This is a genomic window from Stenotrophomonas sp. YJH_SMC_69 (assembly GCF_059370495.1).
On sequence record NZ_JCAFTS010000004.1, the window covers coordinates 387,258 to 407,447 of the forward strand.

General features: G+C 67.7%; 20 protein-coding genes and 1 pseudogene. 12 read left to right on the forward strand and 9 right to left on the reverse strand.

Annotated elements, in window-relative coordinates:
* The first annotated feature begins 67 nt into the window (after window positions 1-67).
* The 3 genes from AC5P8F_RS09600 (at window position 68) to AC5P8F_RS09610 (ending at window position 2,935) form a co-directional block, all read left to right on the forward strand.
* Complete coding sequence (locus AC5P8F_RS09600; RefSeq protein WP_032956728.1) at window positions 68-709, forward strand: arylesterase; 642 nt, start codon at window positions 68-70, stop codon at window positions 707-709.
* Between the two features lie 87 nt (window positions 710-796).
* Window positions 797-1,510 carry a response regulator transcription factor gene (locus AC5P8F_RS09605; protein ID WP_002811889.1) on the forward strand — a complete coding sequence of 238 codons (714 nt, stop codon included), beginning with the start codon at window positions 797-799 and terminating at the stop codon, window positions 1,508-1,510.
* Between the two features lie 153 nt (window positions 1,511-1,663).
* A complete protein-coding gene (locus AC5P8F_RS09610) occupies window positions 1,664-2,935 on the forward strand; it encodes an ATP-binding protein (RefSeq protein ID WP_164077288.1) in 1,272 nt (423 codons plus the stop codon).
* Window positions 2,936-3,070: 135 nt separating this feature from the next.
* On the opposite strand, the gene AC5P8F_RS09615 is transcribed toward AC5P8F_RS09610, so the two are convergent.
* Window positions 3,071-3,772 (reverse strand): SGNH/GDSL hydrolase family protein, encoded by a 702-nt coding sequence (locus AC5P8F_RS09615; RefSeq protein WP_014645976.1) that lies wholly within the window; start codon window positions 3,770-3,772, stop codon window positions 3,071-3,073.
* Between the two features lie 213 nt (window positions 3,773-3,985).
* Here AC5P8F_RS09615 and AC5P8F_RS09620 point away from each other — a divergent pair, with 213 nt between their 5' ends.
* The 9 genes from AC5P8F_RS09620 (at window position 3,986) to AC5P8F_RS09660 (ending at window position 11,367) form a co-directional block, all read left to right on the forward strand.
* Entirely contained in the window at window positions 3,986-4,381 is a 396-nt protein-coding gene (locus AC5P8F_RS09620; RefSeq protein ID WP_014036025.1) for a diacylglycerol kinase, read from the forward strand.
* Between the two features lie 33 nt (window positions 4,382-4,414).
* Window positions 4,415-5,164, forward strand: a complete 750-nt coding sequence (locus tag AC5P8F_RS09625; protein ID WP_005408127.1) for a TerC family protein — start codon at window positions 4,415-4,417, stop codon at window positions 5,162-5,164.
* A gap of 229 nt (window positions 5,165-5,393) precedes the next feature.
* Window positions 5,394-6,554, forward strand: a complete 1,161-nt coding sequence (locus AC5P8F_RS09630; protein WP_014645977.1) for an MFS transporter — start codon at window positions 5,394-5,396, stop codon at window positions 6,552-6,554.
* Window positions 6,555-7,090: 536 nt separating this feature from the next.
* Entirely contained in the window at window positions 7,091-7,711 is a 621-nt protein-coding gene (locus AC5P8F_RS09635) for a LemA family protein (protein ID WP_005415338.1), read from the forward strand.
* Window positions 7,712-7,714: 3 nt separating this feature from the next.
* Window positions 7,715-8,602, forward strand: a complete 888-nt coding sequence (locus AC5P8F_RS09640; protein WP_180886897.1) for a TPM domain-containing protein — start codon at window positions 7,715-7,717, stop codon at window positions 8,600-8,602.
* Window positions 8,602-9,096, forward strand: coding sequence for a TPM domain-containing protein (locus AC5P8F_RS09645; protein WP_262094084.1), 495 nt, complete (start codon window positions 8,602-8,604; stop codon window positions 9,094-9,096). Before AC5P8F_RS09640 ends, AC5P8F_RS09645 begins: the two co-directional genes overlap by 1 nt.
* 95 nt (window positions 9,097-9,191) lie before the next feature.
* The gene (lgt, locus tag AC5P8F_RS09650; RefSeq protein WP_046428907.1) at window positions 9,192-10,079 is read left to right on the forward strand and encodes a prolipoprotein diacylglyceryl transferase; all 888 of its coding nucleotides are present in this window, start codon (window positions 9,192-9,194) and stop codon (window positions 10,077-10,079) included.
* A complete protein-coding gene (locus AC5P8F_RS09655) occupies window positions 10,076-10,870 on the forward strand; it encodes a thymidylate synthase (protein ID WP_075077063.1) in 795 nt (264 codons plus the stop codon). The genes lgt and AC5P8F_RS09655 overlap by 4 nt, the downstream gene beginning before the upstream one ends.
* 5 nt (window positions 10,871-10,875) lie before the next feature.
* Window positions 10,876-11,367 carry a dihydrofolate reductase gene (locus AC5P8F_RS09660; protein WP_495220026.1) on the forward strand — a complete coding sequence of 164 codons (492 nt, stop codon included), beginning with the start codon at window positions 10,876-10,878 and terminating at the stop codon, window positions 11,365-11,367.
* A gap of 89 nt (window positions 11,368-11,456) precedes the next feature.
* Here the strand turns inward: AC5P8F_RS09660 and AC5P8F_RS09665 are convergent, their stop codons facing one another.
* The 8 genes and pseudogenes from AC5P8F_RS09665 to AC5P8F_RS09700 all read right to left on the reverse strand — a co-directional run bounded on the left by AC5P8F_RS09665 (window position 11,457) and on the right by AC5P8F_RS09700 (window position 20,189).
* Window positions 11,457-12,101, reverse strand: a complete 645-nt coding sequence (locus tag AC5P8F_RS09665) for a DUF1287 domain-containing protein (RefSeq protein WP_495220011.1) — start codon at window positions 12,099-12,101, stop codon at window positions 11,457-11,459.
* Entirely contained in the window at window positions 12,098-13,114 is a 1,017-nt protein-coding gene (locus AC5P8F_RS09670; protein ID WP_014645985.1) for a symmetrical bis(5'-nucleosyl)-tetraphosphatase, read from the reverse strand. Before AC5P8F_RS09670 ends, AC5P8F_RS09665 begins: the two co-directional genes overlap by 4 nt.
* Window positions 13,115-13,129: 15 nt before the next feature.
* On the reverse strand, window positions 13,130-13,513 hold the full coding sequence (gene apaG / locus AC5P8F_RS09675; RefSeq protein ID WP_008268668.1) for a Co2+/Mg2+ efflux facilitator ApaG/CorD: 384 nt from the start codon (window positions 13,511-13,513) through the stop codon (window positions 13,130-13,132).
* A 13-nt stretch (window positions 13,514-13,526) separates the two neighbouring features.
* Window positions 13,527-14,330: a 16S rRNA (adenine(1518)-N(6)/adenine(1519)-N(6))-dimethyltransferase RsmA gene (gene rsmA / locus AC5P8F_RS09680; RefSeq protein ID WP_014645986.1), complete on the reverse strand. Its 804-nt coding sequence runs from the start codon at window positions 14,328-14,330 to the stop codon at window positions 13,527-13,529.
* Window positions 14,327-15,307: a 4-hydroxythreonine-4-phosphate dehydrogenase PdxA gene (gene pdxA, locus AC5P8F_RS09685; protein ID WP_046428925.1), complete on the reverse strand. Its 981-nt coding sequence runs from the start codon at window positions 15,305-15,307 to the stop codon at window positions 14,327-14,329. Before pdxA ends, rsmA begins: the two co-directional genes overlap by 4 nt.
* 18 nt (window positions 15,308-15,325) lie before the next feature.
* Window positions 15,326-16,657: pseudogene (locus AC5P8F_RS09690) on the reverse strand (peptidylprolyl isomerase); the annotation flags it as partial.
* The gene (lptD, locus tag AC5P8F_RS09695) at window positions 16,654-19,161 is read right to left on the reverse strand and encodes an LPS-assembly protein LptD (protein ID WP_197621367.1); all 2,508 of its coding nucleotides are present in this window, start codon (window positions 19,159-19,161) and stop codon (window positions 16,654-16,656) included. The gene lptD and the pseudogene AC5P8F_RS09690, both read right to left, overlap by 4 nt.
* Before the next feature lie 89 nt (window positions 19,162-19,250).
* The gene (locus AC5P8F_RS09700; protein ID WP_046428929.1) at window positions 19,251-20,189 is read right to left on the reverse strand and encodes a histone deacetylase family protein; all 939 of its coding nucleotides are present in this window, start codon (window positions 20,187-20,189) and stop codon (window positions 19,251-19,253) included.
* Window position 20,190 lies beyond the last annotated feature (1 nt).

The window sequence follows — 20,190 nt, forward strand, 5'->3', positions numbered from 1 at the left end:
CGACCTGGTCGACGGCGATGGCGACGGGCGTGCTGCGGGGGGACAGGCTGTCGATGAGGAGACTCCAATGCGCAAGACGGGATGGAGCCGGCGAGCCGGCGCGATGATGGTGCTGCTGCTGGGATTGCTGCTGCCTGGGCTGGCCGGAGCCAAAGACCCGGCAGGTACGGTGCTGGTGCTCGGCGACAGCCTCAGTGCTGCCCACAATATCCCTGCCGACGCCGGCTGGGTCAGCCTGTTGCAGCAGCGGGTCAGGCAACAGTCGAAAACACCGGCGCGCATCGTCAATGCCAGCATGAGCGGGGAAACCACGGCCGGCGCGCTGACCCGCCTGCCGGGCCTGTTGGCGAAGGAAAAGCCGACGGTGGTGGTGATCGCGCTGGGCGGCAACGACGCGCTGCGCGGGCTGACCCCGGCACAGGTGCAGGGCAACCTGGAAAAGATGGTACAGGCCAGCCAGAAGGCCGGCGCCAGGGTGCTGCTGCTGGGCATCGACGTGCCGCCCAACTATGGGCCCGCTTACCGCCAGCGCCTGGCGGCGGCCTACAAGGCGCTGGCCACGCAGTACAAGGTGCCGCTGCTGCCGTTCCTGCTGGAGGGCGTGGCCCTGCAGCCGGGCATGATGCAGGCCGATGGCCTGCACCCCACGGCGCAGGCGCAATCGAGGGTGCTGGACAACGTCTGGCCACTCCTGCGGCCCCTGCTCTGAACGATTTACAACCCTCTTGACGGAACTTCACATCGCGTCCACCGTCGATCCGGCATGTTTCACAAAGCTGAAGTTAGAGGGAATCACATGCGTCAGACGAAGGAGACCTCCGGCTTGGTGCTGGTGGTCGAAGACAACCGCAACATCTCCGAGATGATCGGGGAATACCTGGAAGGTCGCGGCTTCGAAGTCGACTATGCACAGGACGGCCTGGATGGCTACCGCCTTGCGGCGGAGAACAGCTATGACGTCGTGGTGCTCGACCTCATGTTGCCGCGCCTGGATGGCATCGAAGTATGCCGTCGCCTGCGCAACGATGCGCGCAAGTCCACCCCGGTGCTGATGCTCACGGCACGCGACACGCTGGACGACAAGCTCACCGGCCTCGGTTTCGGCGCCGATGACTACCTGACCAAGCCGTTCGCGATCCAGGAGCTGGAAGCCCGCCTGCGCGCGCTGATCCGCCGTGAACGCCGCCAGGTGGGTTCGGAAGTGCTGAAGGTCGCCGACCTGGTGCTCGATCCGGTCAGCATGCGGGCCACCCGTGCCGGTACCGAACTGCAGCTGTCGCCGATCGGCCTGCGCCTGCTGACCATCCTGATGCGCGAATCGCCGCGCGTGGTCACCCGCCAGGAGATCGAACGCGAGATCTGGGGCAATGGCCTGCCGGATTCGGACACCCTGCGCAGCCATCTGTACAACCTGCGCAAGATCATCGACAAGCCGTTCGACCGTCCGCTGCTGCACACCGTGCAGAGCGCCGGTTACCGCATTGCCGATATCGCCCAGCCGATGGCCTGATCGGGGCCAGGCCGGTGCAGCATCAGGCCCGGCCGGGCAACGACCCCGCACCGGGCACGGATGACCGGCCGGCACTGCCGCCGGTCATCCTCCGTGCACGACTACGGCGCAGCGCGCTGCCTATAATCGCAGCGCTCTGACCGGGACCCCGCAATGCCGCACGGCCTGCCGCGCAAGATCCGTATCGCCTTCATCCTGCAGGCAGTCCTGGCCAGCCTGGGCATCCTGCTCGGTGCCTGGCTGGTTTCGCTGGTGATCAAGCACAGCCTGGTCGGCGCCGCCCTGCGCGAGGAAGCGGCCTATTACTGGACGCTGCACGAGGCCTCGCCGGTGCAGCCACCGCCCAACACCCAGAACATCCGCGGCTACCTGCTGGAAAGCGGGCAGTCGGCGCTGTCGTTGCCGGCCAACCTGCGCAACCTGGAACCCGGTTTCCACGAGCTGCCCAAGGATGACCAGCTGGTACTGGTCGATGTGCGTCCGGCCGGCCGCCTGTACCTGGTGTTCCTGCGTTCGCGTGCGGAGATGCTGGCGTTCTGGTTCGGCATCGTGCCGGTGCTGCTGACCCTGTTGGCGGTGTATGGCGCCAGCTGGGTCACCTACCGGGCCTCCAAGCGCCTGGTGTCGCCGGTGAACTGGTTGGCACGGCGCGTCTCGCGCTGGGACCCGGGCCACCCGGAGGCGGCCGACCTGGAACCGAACAAGCTGCCCGCGGACATGCAGGGCGAGACCCGGCAGCTGGCGGCCGCGCTGCATTCGCTGGCCAACCGGGTCAGCGCGCATGTGGCGCGCGAGCGCAATTTCACCCGCGATGCGAGCCACGAGCTGCGCACGCCGTTGACCGTCATCCGCGTGGCCAGCGACATGGCCCTGGGCGATGAAACCCTGCAGCCGCGCCTGCGCCGCAGCCTGCAGCGCATCCAGCGCGCCGGCCGTGACATGGAAGCGGTGATCGACGCGTTCCTGATCCTGGCCCGCGAGGCCGACGTCGAACCCCAGATCGAGCTGTTCGACGTCAACGACATCGTCCGCTACGAGGTGGACAACGCCAACGAACTGCTGGGTACGCGTCTGGTGTCAGTGCACCTGCACAGCGAAGGCCCGGTGCACCTGCACGCCCCGCCGCGGGTGCTGCAGGTGGTGGTCAGCAACCTGGTGCGCAACGCCTGCAGCTACACCGACGAAGGGCGTATCGACGTGCACGTGCTCAATGACCGGGTGGTGGTGCGCGACACCGGCATCGGCATGTCCGCCGAGGCGCTGTCGCGCGCGTTTGAACCCTTCTACCGCGCCGAGCCGAGCCGCCCGCAGGGCACCGGCCTGGGCCTGTCGATCGTGCGCCGGCTGTGCGACCGCTTCGGCTGGAAGGTCAGCCTGGCCAGCCAGCCGGGCAAGGGCACCGAAGCCACGGTGGTCTTCCGGTAACGCGGCGACCTGCCGGGGTCGGATCCCGTTGCGGCGCAACCGGCTCTGACCCCATCCCGCTGAAATGTCGGTAGATCCAGGCCATGCGTGGATGGGGTGCGGTAGCGCCGGGCCATGCCCGACGTCCACAGTGCCTCAGTTGCAGTTGACCTTCGGCGCCAGCGCCTTGGTCCAGATCGCATAGCCGGCCGGGGTCATGTGCAGCATGTCCTCGCGGAACAGCGTCGCGTCCGGCTGTCCATCGGCGCCGAGCATCGGCGTGTAGATGTCGGTGAAGCCGGTGTTGGGCAGCCTGGCCAGCGCAGCCTTGATCAGCGCGTTGGCTTCGTTGATCGCCGGCAGCAGGTGCGCACGCGACGGGCTCGGCTTGATCGACAGGTACTCGACCCTGGTCTTCGGCAGGTCGCGGTGCACGCGCTGCACGAAGGCGACCACGTCATCTCGCACCTGCATGGCGCTGCGGCCGCTGTTGAGGTCGTTGTCACCGGCGTAGAAGAACACCTTGCACGGCGCATACGGCACCACGATCTGGCCGGCATACCAGGTGCTGTCGCGCACTTCCGAACCGCCGAAGCCGCGGTTGAACACCGGCTGGCCGGGGAAGTCGGTGGCCAGGCTCTCCCAGAAGCGGATCGAGGAGCTGCCGATGAACTCGATGCCACCACGCGGCGGCGGGTTGGCCTGGTCGGCGCTGGCGAAGCGGGCCATGTCGCCGGCCCAGGCCACATTGGAGACCTGTTCGGGCACCTGCGGCGGCCTGGCCGGGCTCAGGGCCTGGGCAAGCGGTGCGGCAGTCAGCAGGCCCAGCATCAGCAGGCAGGTACGGCGACGGGACATCAGGCGCTCCAGCAGGCAAGGGGAGCTCCATCATAGAAGCACGGCCCAGCCCGGTGCTTGCCCCTGGCAGGCCGTTCAGCGGGCCGGTGCGGGGTGCGGTTGGCGGCCTTGTGGCAAAATGGCGGCCATCTGCCTATTCCTGTGCACCCATGATTTCCTGCCGTGCGTCTGAGCGGTCGCTGCGCCGCGCCCCTGTTGCTGGATGTTCCACCCGTGGCTGATCAGTTCGGCCACATGCCCCGCGGTCCGCGCCGCATCTTCCAGGCCGCCCGCTGGTCCTGGCAGGGCCTGCGCGCCGCCTGGCTGCACGAGTCCTCGTTCCGGCTGGAGGTATACCTGCTGGTGATGCTGACTCCGGTCGCGATCTGGCTGGGCCAGACCCCGGTCGAACGCGCGCTGCTGATCGGCTCGATGCTGCTGGTGCTGGCGATGGAGCTTGCCAACTCGGCCATCGAAGCGGTGATCGAACGCTACGGCAGCGAGATCCACGAGCTGGCTGGCCGCGCCAAGGACATGGGCTCGGCAGCGGTGTTCGTGCTGATGATGAACGTGCTGCTGTGCTGGGCGCTGGTCGTGGTTCCGCACGCGCTGGCCGGCAGCTACGGCTGAAACCCCATTCCCCCACTGCCTTGAAGAGTTTCCATGTCCTTTGAGTTCCTCGCCGACCCCAATGCCTGGGTGACCCTGTTCACGCTCAGCGCGCTGGAAATCGTGCTCGGCATCGACAACCTGGTGTTCATTTCCATCGCGGTCAGCAAGCTGCCGGAAGAGCGTCGTCCGTTCGCACGCAAGCTGGGCATCGCGGTGGCCTGCATCACCCGCATCGGCCTGCTGGTCTCGCTGGCCTACCTGGCGCACATGGCGGCCAACCTGTTCACCGTGGCCGGCATGGGCATTTCCATCCGCGACCTGGTACTGATCGTTGGTGGCCTGTTCCTGATCATCAAGGGCTGCATGGAGATCAAGGAACTGATCAGCGGTGGCGAGGACGAAGACCCCAGCACCACCAAGGCCTCGGCCGTGTTCGGCTACGTGATCGCCCAGATCGCGGTGATCGACATCGTGTTCTCGCTTGACTCGGTGATCACCGCCGTCGGCATCGCCGACCACATCCCGGTGATGGTGGCGGCCATCCTGCTGTCGGTGCTGGTGATGCTGCTGGCCGCCAACCCGCTGGGCCGCTTCATCGACGCCAACCCGACCGTGAAGATGCTGGCCCTGGCCTTCATCCTGATGATCGGTGCGGTGCTGATCCTGGACGGCCTGGACGTGCACGTGCCCAAGCCCTACATCTACGCCGCGATGGGCTTCTCGGTGCTGGTGGAGTGGCTGAACCTGCTGATGCGCCGCCGCGCCCGCGAACACAACGTGCCGGGCGCCGGCAACTGGTAAGCGCGCCATTGGCACGTGTGCCACCCAGAACCCCCGGCCTGGCCGGGGGTTCTGCGTTGTGGGGCGCGGCTCTACAACGAACGGCGCTGCGGTTTTTGCACTTGTGGCGGCGTTCCGGCCTCCACTTGTGAATCAGGATCAACAGTGTTTTCCCGGGCCGAGGCTTAATCCGGCGCAGCAAAGCGCGCAGGCTACGCACTCCCGATTCCCGCCCCCCAGGAAACCCCCCATGAATTCCAGAGCCGCCTTGCTGGCGCTTGCCGTTGGCGCCTTCGCCATTGGAACCACCGAATTTGCCCCGATGGGCCTGTTGCCGGTCATCGCCGACGGCGTGGGCGTTGGGATCCCCACCGCCGGCATGCTGATCACCGCCTACGCCGTGGGCGTGATGCTGGGCGCGCCGGTGATGACCCTGCTGATGGGCCGTTTCGGCAAGCGCACCGCGCTGATGCTGCTGATGTCCATCTTCGTGGTCGGCAACCTGCTGTCCGCGCTGGCGCCGAACTACGGGCTGCTGCTGCTGTCGCGCCTGGTCACCAGCCTCAACCACGGTGCCTTCTTCGGCATCGGTGCGGTGGTCGCCGCCAGCCTGGTGCCGAAGGAAAAGCAGGCTGCCGCCGTGGCCACCATGTTCATGGGCCTGACCATCGCCAACATCGGCGGCGTGCCGCTGGCGACCTGGGTCGGCCAGCAGCTGGGCTGGCGCCTGTCCTTCGCCGGTACTGCGGCGCTGGGCCTGATCGCAATCACCGCGCTGGGCTTCGCGCTGCCGGCATCTGCACCGGGGCCGCGCCCGGACGTGCGCCGCGAACTGAAGGCGATCCTGCAGCCGCCGGTGCTGCTGGCGATGGCCACCACCGTGCTCGGCGCCGGTGCCATGTTCACCCTCTATACCTACGTCGCACCGGTGCTGACCGAATTGACCGGCGCCTCCAATACCTTCATCGCGATCTCGCTGGCGCTGATCGGTATCGGCTTCACCCTCGGCAACGGCATCGGTGGGCGCATGGCCGACTGGTCGCTGGATGGCGCCACACGGATCCTGCTGGCCGTCCTGGCGGTGCTGATGTTCGTGCTGCCGCTGGCCTTCATGAGCCACGCCACCGCCGCCCTCGGTGTGCTGCTGTTCGGCGCGGCGACCTTCGCCCTCGTACCGCCGCTGCAGATCCGGGTGATGCAGGCGGCCAGCGAGGCGCCGGGCCTGGCGTCGTCGATCAACGTCGGTGCGTTCAACCTGGGCAATGCGGTGGGTGCGGCGCTGGGCGGTGCGGTGATCAGCTCGGGCCTGGGCTATGCCGCGATTCCGGTGGCCGGTGGCCTGCTGGCGGCATCGGGCCTGCTGCTGGCGTGGCTGGGGCGTCCCCGCACCGCGGTGGCTGAGGCCTGCTGAGGGGAGAGGGTTTACGGCAGGGCTTGCAGCCCTGCACCCGCCGAATCAACGTCAACGGCAAAAGCCTGCATTCCGTGGGTTGGCGGGGTGGGTCCGGTTGAGGGGGACGCTGCAAGTACGTCCATGTAAGCTCGGTCGCCGCATCCATGCGGCTCACGCCCCCTCAACCGGACCCACCCCGCCTTCGACAGATTCCCGCGATCTGTCGTAACGGCGCCCCGCTCTGGTAGGTGTCGACCTTGGTCGACACGAATGCCTGAAGAACCGGCTTTTGCTTTTGATTTTTCTCTTGATCTTCCCGCGGTGCGCAGGAAATTGTCCGTGGCCGGGAGGGTGGGTTGGCTGGGGGCGTGAGCGCCATGGATGGCGCGACCGAGCCTACATGGACGTATTCACGACGTCCCCCAGCCAACCCACCCTCCCGGCCAACCCCGATATCCAGCAAACACAGCACCGCGGAGGGGGCGGCGCCCGATGGCCGGTCTTTCACCCGGACCGTGGCATGCTCGGCGCCAAGCCCACCCGGAACCTCCGCCATGCGCCTGTTCACCCGTGTCCTGCCCCTGATGCTGCTGGCCTCCCTGCTCTCCGGCTGCGGCTACAACGCCATCCAGCAGAAGGATGAGGCGGTCAAGGCCAGCTGGTCCGAAGTGCTCAACCAGTACAAGCGCCGCGCCGATCTGGTGCCCAACCTGGTGCAGACGGTGAAGGGTTTTGCCAGCCAGGAAGAGCGCGTGCTGACCGAAGTCACCAACGCCCGTTCGCGCGTCGGCCAGATCAACGTCAACGCCGACGACGAAGCCTCGCTCAAGCAGTTCCAGCAGGCCCAGGGTGAACTCGGCAGCGCACTGTCGCGGCTGCTGGTGGTCACCGAGAACTACCCGGTGCTGAAGTCCGACCAGAACTTCCGCGACCTGCAGGCCCAGCTGGAAGGCACCGAAAACCGCATCACGGTTGCGCGCGGCCGCTACATCCAGCAGGTGCAGGACTACAACACCTACATCCGTTCGTTCCCCCAGGTGATCACCGCCAAGATCTTCGGCTACAAGACCAAGCCGAACTTCACGGTGGACAACGAAGCGCAGATTTCCAACGCGCCAGCGGTCGATTTCGGCAACGCGCCGCAGCAGCAGCCGGCGCCGCAGCCGGGCCATTGACCGATGCGCCTGGCCACTGCGCTGCTGGCCCTGCTGCTGTGGCTGCCGTTGGCAGCGCAGGCACAGCCGCTGGCGCCGATTCCTGCGCTGGACTCGCCGGTGGTCGATACCACCGGCACGCTGGACGCCACGCAGAAGCAGGCGCTGGTGCAGCAGGCGATCGAGCTGCAGCAGCGCAAAGGCAGCCAGCTGCAGGTGCTGGTGGTGCCCACCACCCAGCCGGAGGACATCGCGCAATACACCACGCGGGTCTTCGACCAATGGCAGATCGGCCGCAAGGGCGTGGATGACGGCGTGCTGCTGGTGGTGGCCAAGGATGACCGGCGCGTGCGCATCGAGCCGGGCTACGGCCTTGAAGGCGCCATTCCCGATGCCATCGCCAACCGGGTCATCCAGGAATACCTGGTCCCGCGCTTCCGCAGCGGCGACTATGCCGGCGGCATCACCGATGCCACGGCGGTGCTGGTCAAGCTGATCGACGGCGAACCGCTGCCGGCACCGGTCAGCGGTCATCGCGGGCGCGAGCCCGGTGGTGGTGGCGATACCTGGTTCCTGGCGCTGTTCATCGGCGTGTTCGCCGGCAGCATCCTGCGCGGGGTCTTCTCGCGCGTGCCGCGTCCGCTGCGCGGCCTGCTCGGCGGCGCGGGTGCGGCGCTGGCAGCATTCCTGTTCACCTCCACGCTGCTGGCCAGTGGCCTGGCCGGCGTGGTCGGCCTGATCGTGGCGATGCTGTCCGGCCACCCGGGTCGCTTTGCCGGCGGTGGCGGTTGGGGCGGTGGCGGCTGGGGTGGCGGAGGCGGTTTCGGCGGGGGCGGTGGATTCGGTGGTGGTGGTGGCTGGGGCGGTGGCGGCGGCCGTTCCGGTGGCGGTGGCGCTTCGGGAGGCTGGTGATGATCCAACGTCTGTTCCGCCATGTATTCTCGCCCTCGGTGCGGCGTGCCTTCCCGCCGGCCACATTGCAGGCGATCACCGGGGCCATCGCGGCCGGTGAGCAGCGCCACGGTGGGCAGGTGATGTTCGCGGTGGAAGCGGACCTGCCGCTGGGTGCGCTGTGGCACAGGGTGACCCCGCGCCAGGCCGCCGAGCATGCCTTTGCGCGCCTGCGAACCTGGGATACCGCCCACAACAACGGCGTACTGATCTACCTGCTGCTGGCCGATCACGCGATCGAGATCGTTGCCGACCGTGGCCTGCACGGCCGGGTCAGCCCGGCGCAGTGGCAGCGGGTCTGCACCCACCTGCGCGAGGGCCTGCGCGGGGCCCATCCGGTCGAGGCATTGCAGGATGCCATCGACGAGGTCTCCAGCCTGATCGAAGGGCACTTTCCGGCCGCCACGCGGTCCGAGCATGACGCGTTGCCCGACGCGCCGCAGATCCTGGACTGAACCCTGATCTGCGGCGTGGTCCTCCGCCCGTGCCGGCCCCGGCCCCGGGCGGGGCAGGGACGCTAAAATACCCGTACTCCCGCCAGGCGTTTTCCATGATCTATTTCCACGACATCGACCCCATCGCCCTTTCGCTGGGGCCGATCAAGGTGCACTGGTACGGCATCATGTACCTGCTCGGCTTCACCGCAGCGTGGCTGCTGGGCCGCACGCGCATTGCCGCGGGGCGCCTGCCGGGCGTCGATGCCAACGGCTTCTCCGACCTGCTGTTCTACGCCATGCTCGGCGTGGTGCTGGGCGGGCGCATCGGCTACATGCTGTTCTACGCGCTGGGCGATTTCCTGCACAACCCGCTGCTGCTGTTCAAGGTGTGGGACGGCGGCATGAGCTTCCACGGTGGCCTGCTGGGCGTGCTGGGCGCCTGCTGGTGGTGGTCGCGCAAGCACAAGCTGCATTTCTTCGACACCATGGATTTCATGGCGCCGCTGGTGCCACTGGGCCTGGGCTTCGGGCGCATCGGCAACTTCATCGGCGCCGAGCTGTGGGGCAAGTACACCGACGGGACCTGGGGCGTGGTGTTCCCGTCCGGCCTGCCGGCCCCGCTGAACCAGCTCGACCACGCGACGCTGCAGGCGCAGTTCGCCACCGGCGCATTGAACCCGTACGCCCGCCATCCGTCGCAGCTGTATGAAGCGTTCCTGGAAGGCCTGGTGATGTTCGTGGTGCTGTGGGCGGTGTCGGCCAAGCCGCGCCACCGCTACCTGGTGGGTGGCCTGTTCGCGTTGATGTACGGCCTGTTCCGCTTCGCGGTGGAGTTCGTGCGCATGCCGGACAACGGCGTCTACGTGGCCTTCGACTGGCTGACCCGTGGCCAGATCCTCAGCCTGCCGCTGATCGCCTTCGGCCTGGTGCTGCTGGTGATGTCGCGCCGCGCGCCGGTGCTGCAGCCGCAGTTGCCGGTGGCTGCCGAGGGCAAGCCATGAAGCCCTACCTGGACCTGCTGGCGCACGTGCTCGAGCACGGCGCCGAGAAGAGTGATCGCACCGGTACCGGCACCCGCAGCGTGTTCGGCTGGCAGATGCGCTTCGACCTCACCGAAGGCTTTCCGCTGGTCACCACCAAGAAACTGCACCTGCGCTCGATCATCCACGAGCTGCTGTGGTTCCTGAAGGGCGACACCAACATCGGCTACCTGAAGGACAACCAGGTGCGCATCTGGGACGAGTGGGCCGACGAGAACGGCGACCTCGGCCCGGTCTACGGCAAGCAGTGGCGCAGCTGGGCCACCGCCGACGGCCGCCAGATCGACCAGATGCAGTGGCTTGTGGACGAGATCAAGCGCAACCCCGATTCGCGCCGGCTGGTGGTCAGTGCCTGGAATGTGGGCGAGCTTTCGCAGATGGCGCTGATGCCGTGCCACAACCTGTTCCAGTTCTACGTGGTGGACGGCAAGCTCAGCTGCCAGCTCTACCAGCGCAGCGGTGACATCTTCCTTGGCGTTCCGTTCAACATCGCCAGCTACGCGCTGCTGACCCACATGGTGGCGCAGGCCACCGGCCTGGGCGTGGGCGACTTCGTGCATACGCTGGGTGACGCGCACCTGTATTCGAACCATTTCGAGCAGGCCCGCGAGCAGCTGTCGCGTGAACCGCGCGCGCTGCCGAAGCTGTGGTTGAACCCGGAGGTGACCGACCTGTTCGGCTTCCAGTTCGACGACATCCGCATCGATGGCTACGACCCGCACCCGGCGATCAAGGCGCCGGTGGCGGTATGAGCGCCCTGAAGCTGTCGATGATCGTGGCGCTGGACCGCAACCGTGGCATCGGCCAGGGCAATGTCATGCCCTGGCACCTGCCGGATGACTTCAAGCACTTCAAGGCGCTCACCCTGGGCAAGCCGATCCTGATGGGGCGCAAGACGGCCGAGTCCATCGGCCGCGTGCTGCCGGGGCGGACCAACCTGGTGCTGACCCGCAGCGGCCAGGTGCCGTTCGAGGGCATGCGTGCGGTGGCGTCGCTGGCCGAGGCGAAGGCGATTGCCGAAGGCGAGGGCGCCCGCGAGCTGTGCATCATCGGCGGCGGCGAGATCTTCCACCAGTTGCTGGACCAGGCCAGTGACCTGTACCTGACCTGGGTCGATGCCGAAGTCCCCGCCGATACCCATTTCCCCGAAGTGGACGTGCAGGACTGGCAGGAAGTGAGCAGCGAGCCGCACCCGGCCGACGAACGGCACGCCTACGCGTTCCGCTTCGTGCACTACGTGCGCCGCTGATCGCAACGCACCTGTAGAGCCGAGCCATGCTCGGCTGCTTTCCGCGGACACATCCCGGAGCCGAGCATGGCTCGGCTCTACAGGATTGCCTACGGCATCCGGTAATGCCCGATGATCGCGTGCTGGAGCAGCAGGTTCTCTTCGCGCGTGCCGCGCGCGATGTTGTGCAGCACCAGCGGTGTGCCGTTGGCCAGGCGCCGGTCAGAAACGATGCCCACGTGCAGCAGGCCGTTGCCATTGAGCTTCCAGGCAACGATGTCGCCGGCCGCGTAGTCGGCGGCGAGGGCTGTGATCGGTTGCTGCCAGCCCTGGCGCTCGAACCAGCGCATCAGGTTCGGTACACGACGATGATCGATGTTGCGGTCCGGCCGTGACAGGCCCCAGATCGCCGGATAGGCACTGAAACTGCCGCGCATGTCCTCATGCACGCGTGCCTGCAGGTCCAGGCCCAGATCGCGCAGGGCGCGCACCACCACGTCCGTGCACACGCCGCGATCCAGTGGCACGTCGCCGCCAGGATAGGCCAGTACCTGGTAAGCAGGATCGTAACGGGTGGTGACGCCGACCTGCGCGCGGGCTGCGGCCACCAGTGGCGGCGAAGGGGCCTGCGGCTGCGTCGGCGCATGTGCAGCACCATCCGCAGCCGTGGGAGCAGGCGGCGAGCCGGGCTGGCAGCCGCTGGCCAGGGCCAGCGTCAGCAGCACCGTCCCTGGTGCCCAGCCGCGCCGCGTCACGCCTGCGGCGGGGGACTGTTGTGGGTGCCGCCACCCGCGCCGCCCCCTCCGCCACCACGACGGCGACGGCGGCGTGGGCCACGGTTGCCCGGGGTGGCAGCGGCGTTGCCGCCCTGTTCCTTGCCCTGCGTCGCAGCGCCGGGGCGCTCGTGCGCCGGTCGCGCCGGCGGGCGGGCGTTGGGCACGGGTGCCGGTACGTCGCGGCCCGGAACCTGCACTACGCGCAGCTCGTCGGTATCAAGCTGGAGCGCGGTCAGCTTGCCGCCCCAGACCGCGCCAGTGTCGATGGCGTGCACGCCCTGGGTGATGGTCAGGCCCAGCGCCGACCAGTGGCCGCAGACGACCTTGAGGTCGCGCTCGACCCGGCCGGGCACTTCGAACCAGGGATACAGCCCCTGTTCCTGCGTGCCCGGCGTGCCCTTGTCCTCGATGCCGATGCGCCCCCGCGGGGTGCAGTAGCGCATGCGGGTGAGCACGTTGATGATCGCGCGCGAGCGGTCGTAACCGGACAGGTTCGGGGCCCAGCTCGGCTTGTCGCCGTACATGTTGCGGAACAGCTTGCGGTAGCCGGCGCCATGCAGTTGCACCTCGACCTCGGCGGCATGCTTCTCGGCCATCTGCGTGGTCCACTTCGGCGCCAGGCCGGCGTGCACCATCATCCAGCCCAGCTCGCGGTCCACGTGCACCAGCTTCTGCAGGCGCAGCCAGTCCAGCAGTTCGTCGCGGTCCTCGGCCTGCACGATGCGCAGCAGGTCCGGGTTGACCTTGCGCTGTTCCTCTTCGGTACGCGAACCGACGGCCAGCAGCGAAAGATCATGGTTGCCCAGCACCACCACGCTGTGCTCGCGCAGCGAGTGCACCAGCCGCAGCGTTTCCAGCGACTGCCCGCCGCGGTTGACCAGGTCGCCGCAGAACCACAGGGTGTCCTGCGCCGGGTCGAAGCGGATCTTCTCCAGCAATCGCTGGGTGACGTCATAGCAGCCCTGCAGGTCGCCGATCGCCCACACACTCATCGTTCGGCCTCCGTGTCAGTGCAGGGTACGCGGCACGGCCAGCACGAAGGGTGCGACCGGCGCGGCAAATTCGGTGCCATCGTCGGCGACCATGTCGTAGTGCCCCTGCATGGTCCCGTGATCGGTCCCCAGCATGACACCGGACGTGTAACGGAAGTCTTCACCGGGGCGCAGCCGCGGCTGCTCGCCGATCACCCCGTCGCCATCGACATGCTCGACACGGCCATTGGCATCGGTGATGCGCCAGTGGCGCGCGACCAGGCGTGCCGCGACCCGCCCCTGGTTGTGGATGCGGATCGTGTAGGCGAACGCAAAGCGACCGTCTTCCGGCGCGGATTGATCGTCGAGGAAGCGCGGCGCGACTTCGACGGAGATGGCATAAACGTCAGCGTCTTCCATACCGGCAGTGTAATCAGGAGGCATTGGCCAAAGCGATGAATTCGGCCACGTCCAGCTGTTCGGCGCGGGCATCGGGACGCACGCCGGCGGCGATGAACTGCTCGGCGGACACCACGTTGTTCAGGGCATTGCGCAGGGTCTTGCGGCGCTGCCCGAAGGCGGCCTTGACCACCTCGGCGAAGCGCTTGTGGTCGTTGATGTTGATCGCGGCCGGGTCACGCGGCACCAGACGCACCACGGCCGAATCGACCTTCGGCGGCGGCCGGAACGCGCCCGGCGGCACCACGAACAGCGAGGTCACCTGGCAGTAGGCCTGCAGCATCACGCTGAGGCGGCCATACACCTTGCTGCCGGGGCCGGCCGCCATGCGGTCGACCACTTCCTTCTGCAGCATGAAGTGCATGTCGCGGATGACCGCGGCATGCTCCAGCGCATGGAACAGGATCGGCGAGGAGATGTTGTAGGGCAGGTTGCCGACCAGGCGGATCGGCTGGCCGGCGGCCAGTTCGGTGAAGTCCACGCGCAGCACGTCGCGATGAACGATGGTCAGCTCGCCCAGCGGCTCGGCGGCGGCGGTCAGCGGCGCGATCAGGTCGCGGTCGAACTCGATCACCGTCAGCGTGGGGTGCACGCGCAGCAGCGGCAGGGTGATCGCGCCCTGGCCAGGGCCGATCTCGACCAGGCGGTCGCCGTCTTTCGGGTTGACCGCCATCACGATCTTGTCGATGTAGTGGCGGTCGGCCAGGAAATGCTGGCCAAGCTGCTTCTTGGCCGGTGCGGTGAACACCGGGCCGGAGGGGGAATGCGGGGAATTCATGCGCCCAGTGTACGTTGCCGCGCAAGCTGCGCACACAGCGTCGTTGCCGCCTGCAGGCTGGAGGGATCGGCGATGCCGCGGCCGGCCAGCTCCAGCGCGGTGCCATGGTCCACCGCCACGCGCGGATAGGGCAGGCCCAGGGTCAGGTTCACCGCCTGTTCGAAGCCGGAATATTTCAGTACCGGCAGGCCCTGGTCGTGGTACATCGCCAGCACGGTGTCGAAGCCGGCCAGCTTGGCGGGCAGGAAGGCGGTATCGGCCGGCAGCGGCCCGACGAGGTCCATGCCCTCCGCGCGCAGGCGCTGCAGCAGCGGGATGACCAGATCCAGTTCTTCGCGGCCCAGGTGGCCATCTTCGCCGGCGTGCGGGTTCAGGCCGAGCACGGCGATGCGCGGCGCAGGCAGGCCGAACTCACGGCGCAGTGCGGCGTGCACCGTGCGCAGCGTGTGCTCCAGGCCGGGCGCGGTGATCGCATCGGCCACCTCGCGCAGCGGCAGGTGGGTGGTGGCCAGGGCCACGCGCACGATGTGGTTGGCCAGCATCATCACCACCTTCACCCCGGCCTGGTCGGCCAGCAGTTCAGTGGTGCCGCTGTAGGCGATGCCGCCTTCATTGATGACCGCCTTGTGCACCGGGCCGGTCACAACACCGTGCAGTTCGCCGGACAGGCAGGCCTGGCCGGCGCCGAGCAGGGCGCCGATGACCGCGCCGGCATTGGCCGGATCGGCCTGGCCGAAGCGGCTGGGCGCAGCGTTGCGGACAGCGCGCAGGCGCAGATCGCCGGGGGCGCGTGCTTCGGCGTCCTCGGGCAGCAGCTGCAGGGGCAGGTTCAGCGCGGCCGCGGCCGCGTGCAGGGTGTCCGGGTCGGCAAAGGCCAGCAGCCGGCAATCTTCACGCGGCTGCTGGACGAGGCGGACACATAGCTCCGGGCCGATCCCGGCGGGCTCGCCCGGTACCAGAGCGAGCTCGGGGCGCATCGTTCAGGACTGCGGCGGGGTGGCGGTGTTTTCCGCGCGGTCGCCGCTGCGGAAGCTGACGTAGGCTTCGCCACGCAGTTCCTGCAGGAAGCGGTTGTACTCGTCTTCCAGCTTGCGGCGGCCGATGGTCTCGCGGACCTGGGCACGCTGGTTGTCGGTGGTCACGTCGGTCTGGCGGGTCGCCACGCGCTGCACGATGTGCCAACCGGCATCGGTACGGAACGGCTGGCTGACGCCACCGTCCTGGAGGCCTTCCACCTGCTGGCCGAAGGCCGGACCGAACGCGTCGGCCGGGAACCAGCCCAGGTCACCGCCCTGGCCCTTGCTGTTGTTGTCCTCGGAGGATTCCTTGGCAACGGTCTGGAACTCGGCACCACCGGCGATGCGGGCACGCAGGGTGTCGATCTTGGCCTTGGCGGCGGCGTCGGTCTGGTGGTCGTCCACGCGCACCAGGATGTGGCGGCCGTGGAATTCGGTGACCGTATGCTCACCGGCGGCGGCGGAGCTGGCGTCACGCACTTCCACCAGCTTCAGCAGCTGGAAGCCACTCGGGCCACGGATCGGGCCGACCACTTCGCCGGGCTTCATCTTTTCCATCATCTGGGCAAAGGCCTGCGGGATTTCATCCAGGCTGCGCCAGCCCAGGTCACCGCCTTCCAGTGCATTCGGGCTGTCCGAATAGCGCACGGCTGCAGCGTTGAAGTCCAGCTCGCCCTTGTCCAGCAGGGTCTTCACACCATCGGCCTTCTTCTGGCCGGTGGCGATCTGGTCGGCGTTGGCACCGTCGGGCAGGGCGATCAGGATGTGCGCCAGGTGGTACTGGTTGCCCACCGTGGCCTGCTGCTTCAGCGCGGCGTCGACTTCACCCTCGCTGACGCTGATGCGGCTCTGCGCGAAGCTCTGGCGCAGGCGCTGCACGGTGATCTCGTCACGCACCGAGGCGCGGAAATCGTTGAAGTCGATGCCGTCATGGGCCAGGCGCTGGCGCAGGGCGTCCAGGTTCGAACCGTTCTGCTGGGCGATGGAGTTCATCGCCTGGTTCAGCTCCTGGTCGCTGACCCGGATGCCGCTGCCCTGGGCGCGGGCCACCTGCAGCTTGACCAGCACCAGGCGCTCGAGCACCTGGCGGCTGAGCACGTCTTCCGGCGGCAGCTGGTTTTCGCGGCCGGCGTACTGCGCCTTGATGTTGGCGATCGCACGCTGGAGCTCGCTCTGCAGGATCACGTCCTCATCGACGACGGCGGCGATGCGGTCAAGCGGCTGCGCCTCCTGGGCAAGCACCTGCAGGGGGGCGGACACGCTGGACACCGCCAGCAGCGAGGCGAGAAGAACGGGGAAGCGCTTGGTCATGGGATCAGGTTCGGATCGTAGTCATCCCGGGTCGCCCCGGTGTTGCTCGGCGGCACGAGATAGAGGTCGTCGCGGTTGTAGCCGAGGATAGCACGGCGCAGGGTACGGTCCGTGTCCTGGCCCAGGGAGCTCAGGCCCTTGAGCACGAACTCCAGCTGGATGGCGTTGTTCATCTCGCCTTCGCGGTTGCGGACGTAGCGGCGGGCGACCGCACGCACGGCCAGGCAGCAGCTGTCCCACTGGACGCCGGCGATGATCTCCAGCGGTTCCTTGTCCTGCAGCGAGTAGTAGTAGCGGCCGACCAGGCTCCAGCGCGCATTCAGCGGGTACAGGAACGACAGGTCGGCCTGTTCCAGCAGCGTGCGGTCATGCTTGTTGGCGGTGGCCGGGGCGCCGGAGTTGATGCGGTAACGGTAGCTGAGGTTGATCACGCCATCGTTGGGCATCAGGTAGCGGGCGCGGACGCTGGCCAGATCCTCGCGCTTGTACTTGGGGTCCCACTGGTAGGTGGCACCCAGGGTCCAACGGTCGTTGATCATGTAGTTGCCGTCAGCGATCCACGCCGACTTGCCCTTCTCCACCGGCGCGCCACCCGGGGTGACGGTCACCCGCGATTCGTCGAAGTACTGGATCTGGCCGATGGAGGCCGAGAAGCGTTCCTTGCCGGTGGTCTGGTCGATGAAGCGGGTGCTCAGCGCCATGGTCAGCTGGTTGGCGTCGTTCTGGCGATCGGCGCCGGTATAGCGAGAATCGCGGAACAGCTGGCCCCAGCTGAAGGTGAAGTCGCGGGTGTCGAAGATCGGCAGCTCGTCCTGATCGCGGTAGGGCGTGCGCAGGTAGAACAGGCGCGGTTCCAGGGTCTGCAGGAAGGACTTGCCACCGATGCGGGTCTCGCGATCGAAGAACAGGCCGGCGTCGATGCTGCCGATCGGCAGGCTGCGGCTGGGCGAGGTGTTGCCGCGCAGCTGTTCCGGTGTGGCGGTGTTCGGGTCGATGCCCTGCGAACGCAGGATCTGGCCGCGGATGCCGTTCACGCCATCAACCAGGCCACGGTCCAGCTGGTAACCGGTATAGCGGTAGGCCAGGGTCGGCGTGACATACCAGGCCGCGCCGCTGATCGGGAACGACACGTAGGGTTTGACATCCAGCCGCGAGCCGCCGCTGACACCGATGCCGTCGGTCTGACGGCTGCCGTTGCGGGTGTACTGCAGGTCCGGTCCCGCATCAGCGCCGTACTTGAAGTTGATGTCGTCGTGGGTGAAACGCACGGCTTCGGCGTAGATGCCGGTTTCCAGCCACGGCAGGACCGGCTTGTCCCAGTTGAAATACAGGCGCGGCTGGCGGTTGTAGGCCAGCGCACCCTCGTTGAGGGTGTAGTCGGTCAGCTGCCAGCGGTCGGCCATGATGCCGGCCGTCCAGTTCCTGCCAGTGCCGTACAGGCCGATGGTGCTCTGCAGGTTCGACGCGGTGACCCCCACCAGGCGGTTGGCGAAGTCTTCCACATAGCGTTCGTCGCTGACCCAGGCCAGGTTGGCGCGGGCCTGCCAGTGGCCGTCGAGGTTGTGGTAGCCGCCGAACATCACCCGGCCGCGGTCGCGGTCGCGCAGTTTGTCGTTGGGCATGAACGCGGTCAGCAGTTCGCCGCGGCCGCCGTTGTAGAGGTAGCGGAATTCGTTGTCGAGCATCAGGCCGCGCCGGCTCATGTAGCGCGGGGTCAACGTGTCGTCGTAGTTCGGCGCCAGGTTGAAGTAGATCGGCTGTGCGTAATCGAAACCGTTGCGGCCGGACATGCCCAGCTGCGGGAACAGCAGGCCGGTCTTGCGGCGGTCGTCGATCGGGAACTTGAAGTACGGCGCCCACAGCACCGGCACCTTGCCGATGCGAAGCACGGCGTTGCGGGCGGTACCGAAGCCTTCGTCGTTGTCCACTTCGATCTGCGGCGCCGACAGCTTCCACACCGGCTGCGACGGGTCGCAGGTGGTGTAGGTGGAGCGGTGCATCTGGCCGACCGCGCCCTGCAGGTCGACCGATTCGGCATCGCCGTTGCCGCGGCGCGACACCAGCTGGTACTTGATGTCGGTGATCTTGTGGGTGTCGCTTTCCTGGTTGCCCTCGGCGCGCTTGGCGACCATGCGGATCGAGGAGTCCTGGTAGCGGACATTGCCGTCGGCGATGTAGTTGCCGGTCTCGGTATCGAAGCTGAGCTTGTCGGTGCCGACGAACTGGTCGCCACGGCGCAGGGCCACGTTGCCTTCGTACTGCGGCACGGTTGTGGTGCCCAGCAGCTGGTCACCCTCGATGTCGGTCGGCTGCTGCTCGCGCGCGGCGCTGGCGGCGGCCTTGTCCTGCCCCGGGACCGGGACCGGGACAGGGGCATCGGTGAACGCGGGAATCACGTCGGTAGCCGGGCACAGGCCCCAGTTGAGCGGCTTTTCATCGGCCATTGCCGGCAGGCAGATGGCGATGCTCAGAGGCAGGGGAAGCAGGCGGAGGGCTCGGCGCACGCGGTTCGGATTCGGGCGAAAACGGACGGTAGCTTGCCCCATCCCTTGCATAGGGGCAATGAAGGGCGTCGGATCCTGCCGGTTCGGGTTCATCCGGAGACGCTGCCCGGTGGGGGGGGCAGCAGGGCCCGGACATGGGCCACGCTGCACTCGGCAAGGGCCAGCAGGTCATAGCCGCCTTCCAGCATCGAGACCACCCGGCCGGCCGCATGGCGGCGCGCCAGCGCATGCAGTTCGCGGGTGATCCAGGCGAAATCGTCGGTTTCCAGCATCAGGTCGGCCTGCGGATCGCGCAGGTGGGCATCGAAGCCGGCCGAAATCAGCAGCAGCTGCGGCCGGAAGTCGTCGATGGCCGGCAGCATCTCGTCGGCCCACACATTGCGGAAGCGGAAACCGCCGCTGCCGGGGGGCAGCAGGATGTTCATCAGGTTGCCGGCACCGCGGTCGCGGCGCAGGCCGGAGTTGGGGAACAGCCCGGCCTGGTGGGTGCTGTAGTACGAGACCCGGGCGTCGTGCTGGAAGATGTCCTGGGTGCCGTTGCCATGGTGGACATCGAAATCGACCACCGCGATCCGCTCCAGGCCATGACGGTCACGGGCGTAGGCGGCGGCGATGGCGATGTTGTTGAGCAGGCAGAAGCCCATCGCAGTGCTGCTGGTGGCGTGGTGGCCCGGTGGCCGCACCGCGCAGAACGCCAGCGGGTCCTCGCCCAGCATCACCGCATCTACCGCCGCCACGCCGGCGCCGGCGGCATGCACGGCGGCACTGGCCGAGCCGGGCGAGGTCCAGGTGTCCATGTCCAGCTGTCGCAGCGGCGCGGTCTGCGGCTGCAGCACGAAGTCGAGCAGGGCGCTGTCGTGGACCCGGGTCAGTTCGCCGAACTTGGCCGGCGGCGCCTCGCGCCAGTCCAGCTGGCCGGGGAAGGCGGCGTGCAGGGCATCGAGCACATGCTGCAGGCGTTGCGGGCACTCCGGATGGCCAGGGCCGGGGTCATGCAGCAGGCAGGACGGATGGGTGAAGACCAGCATC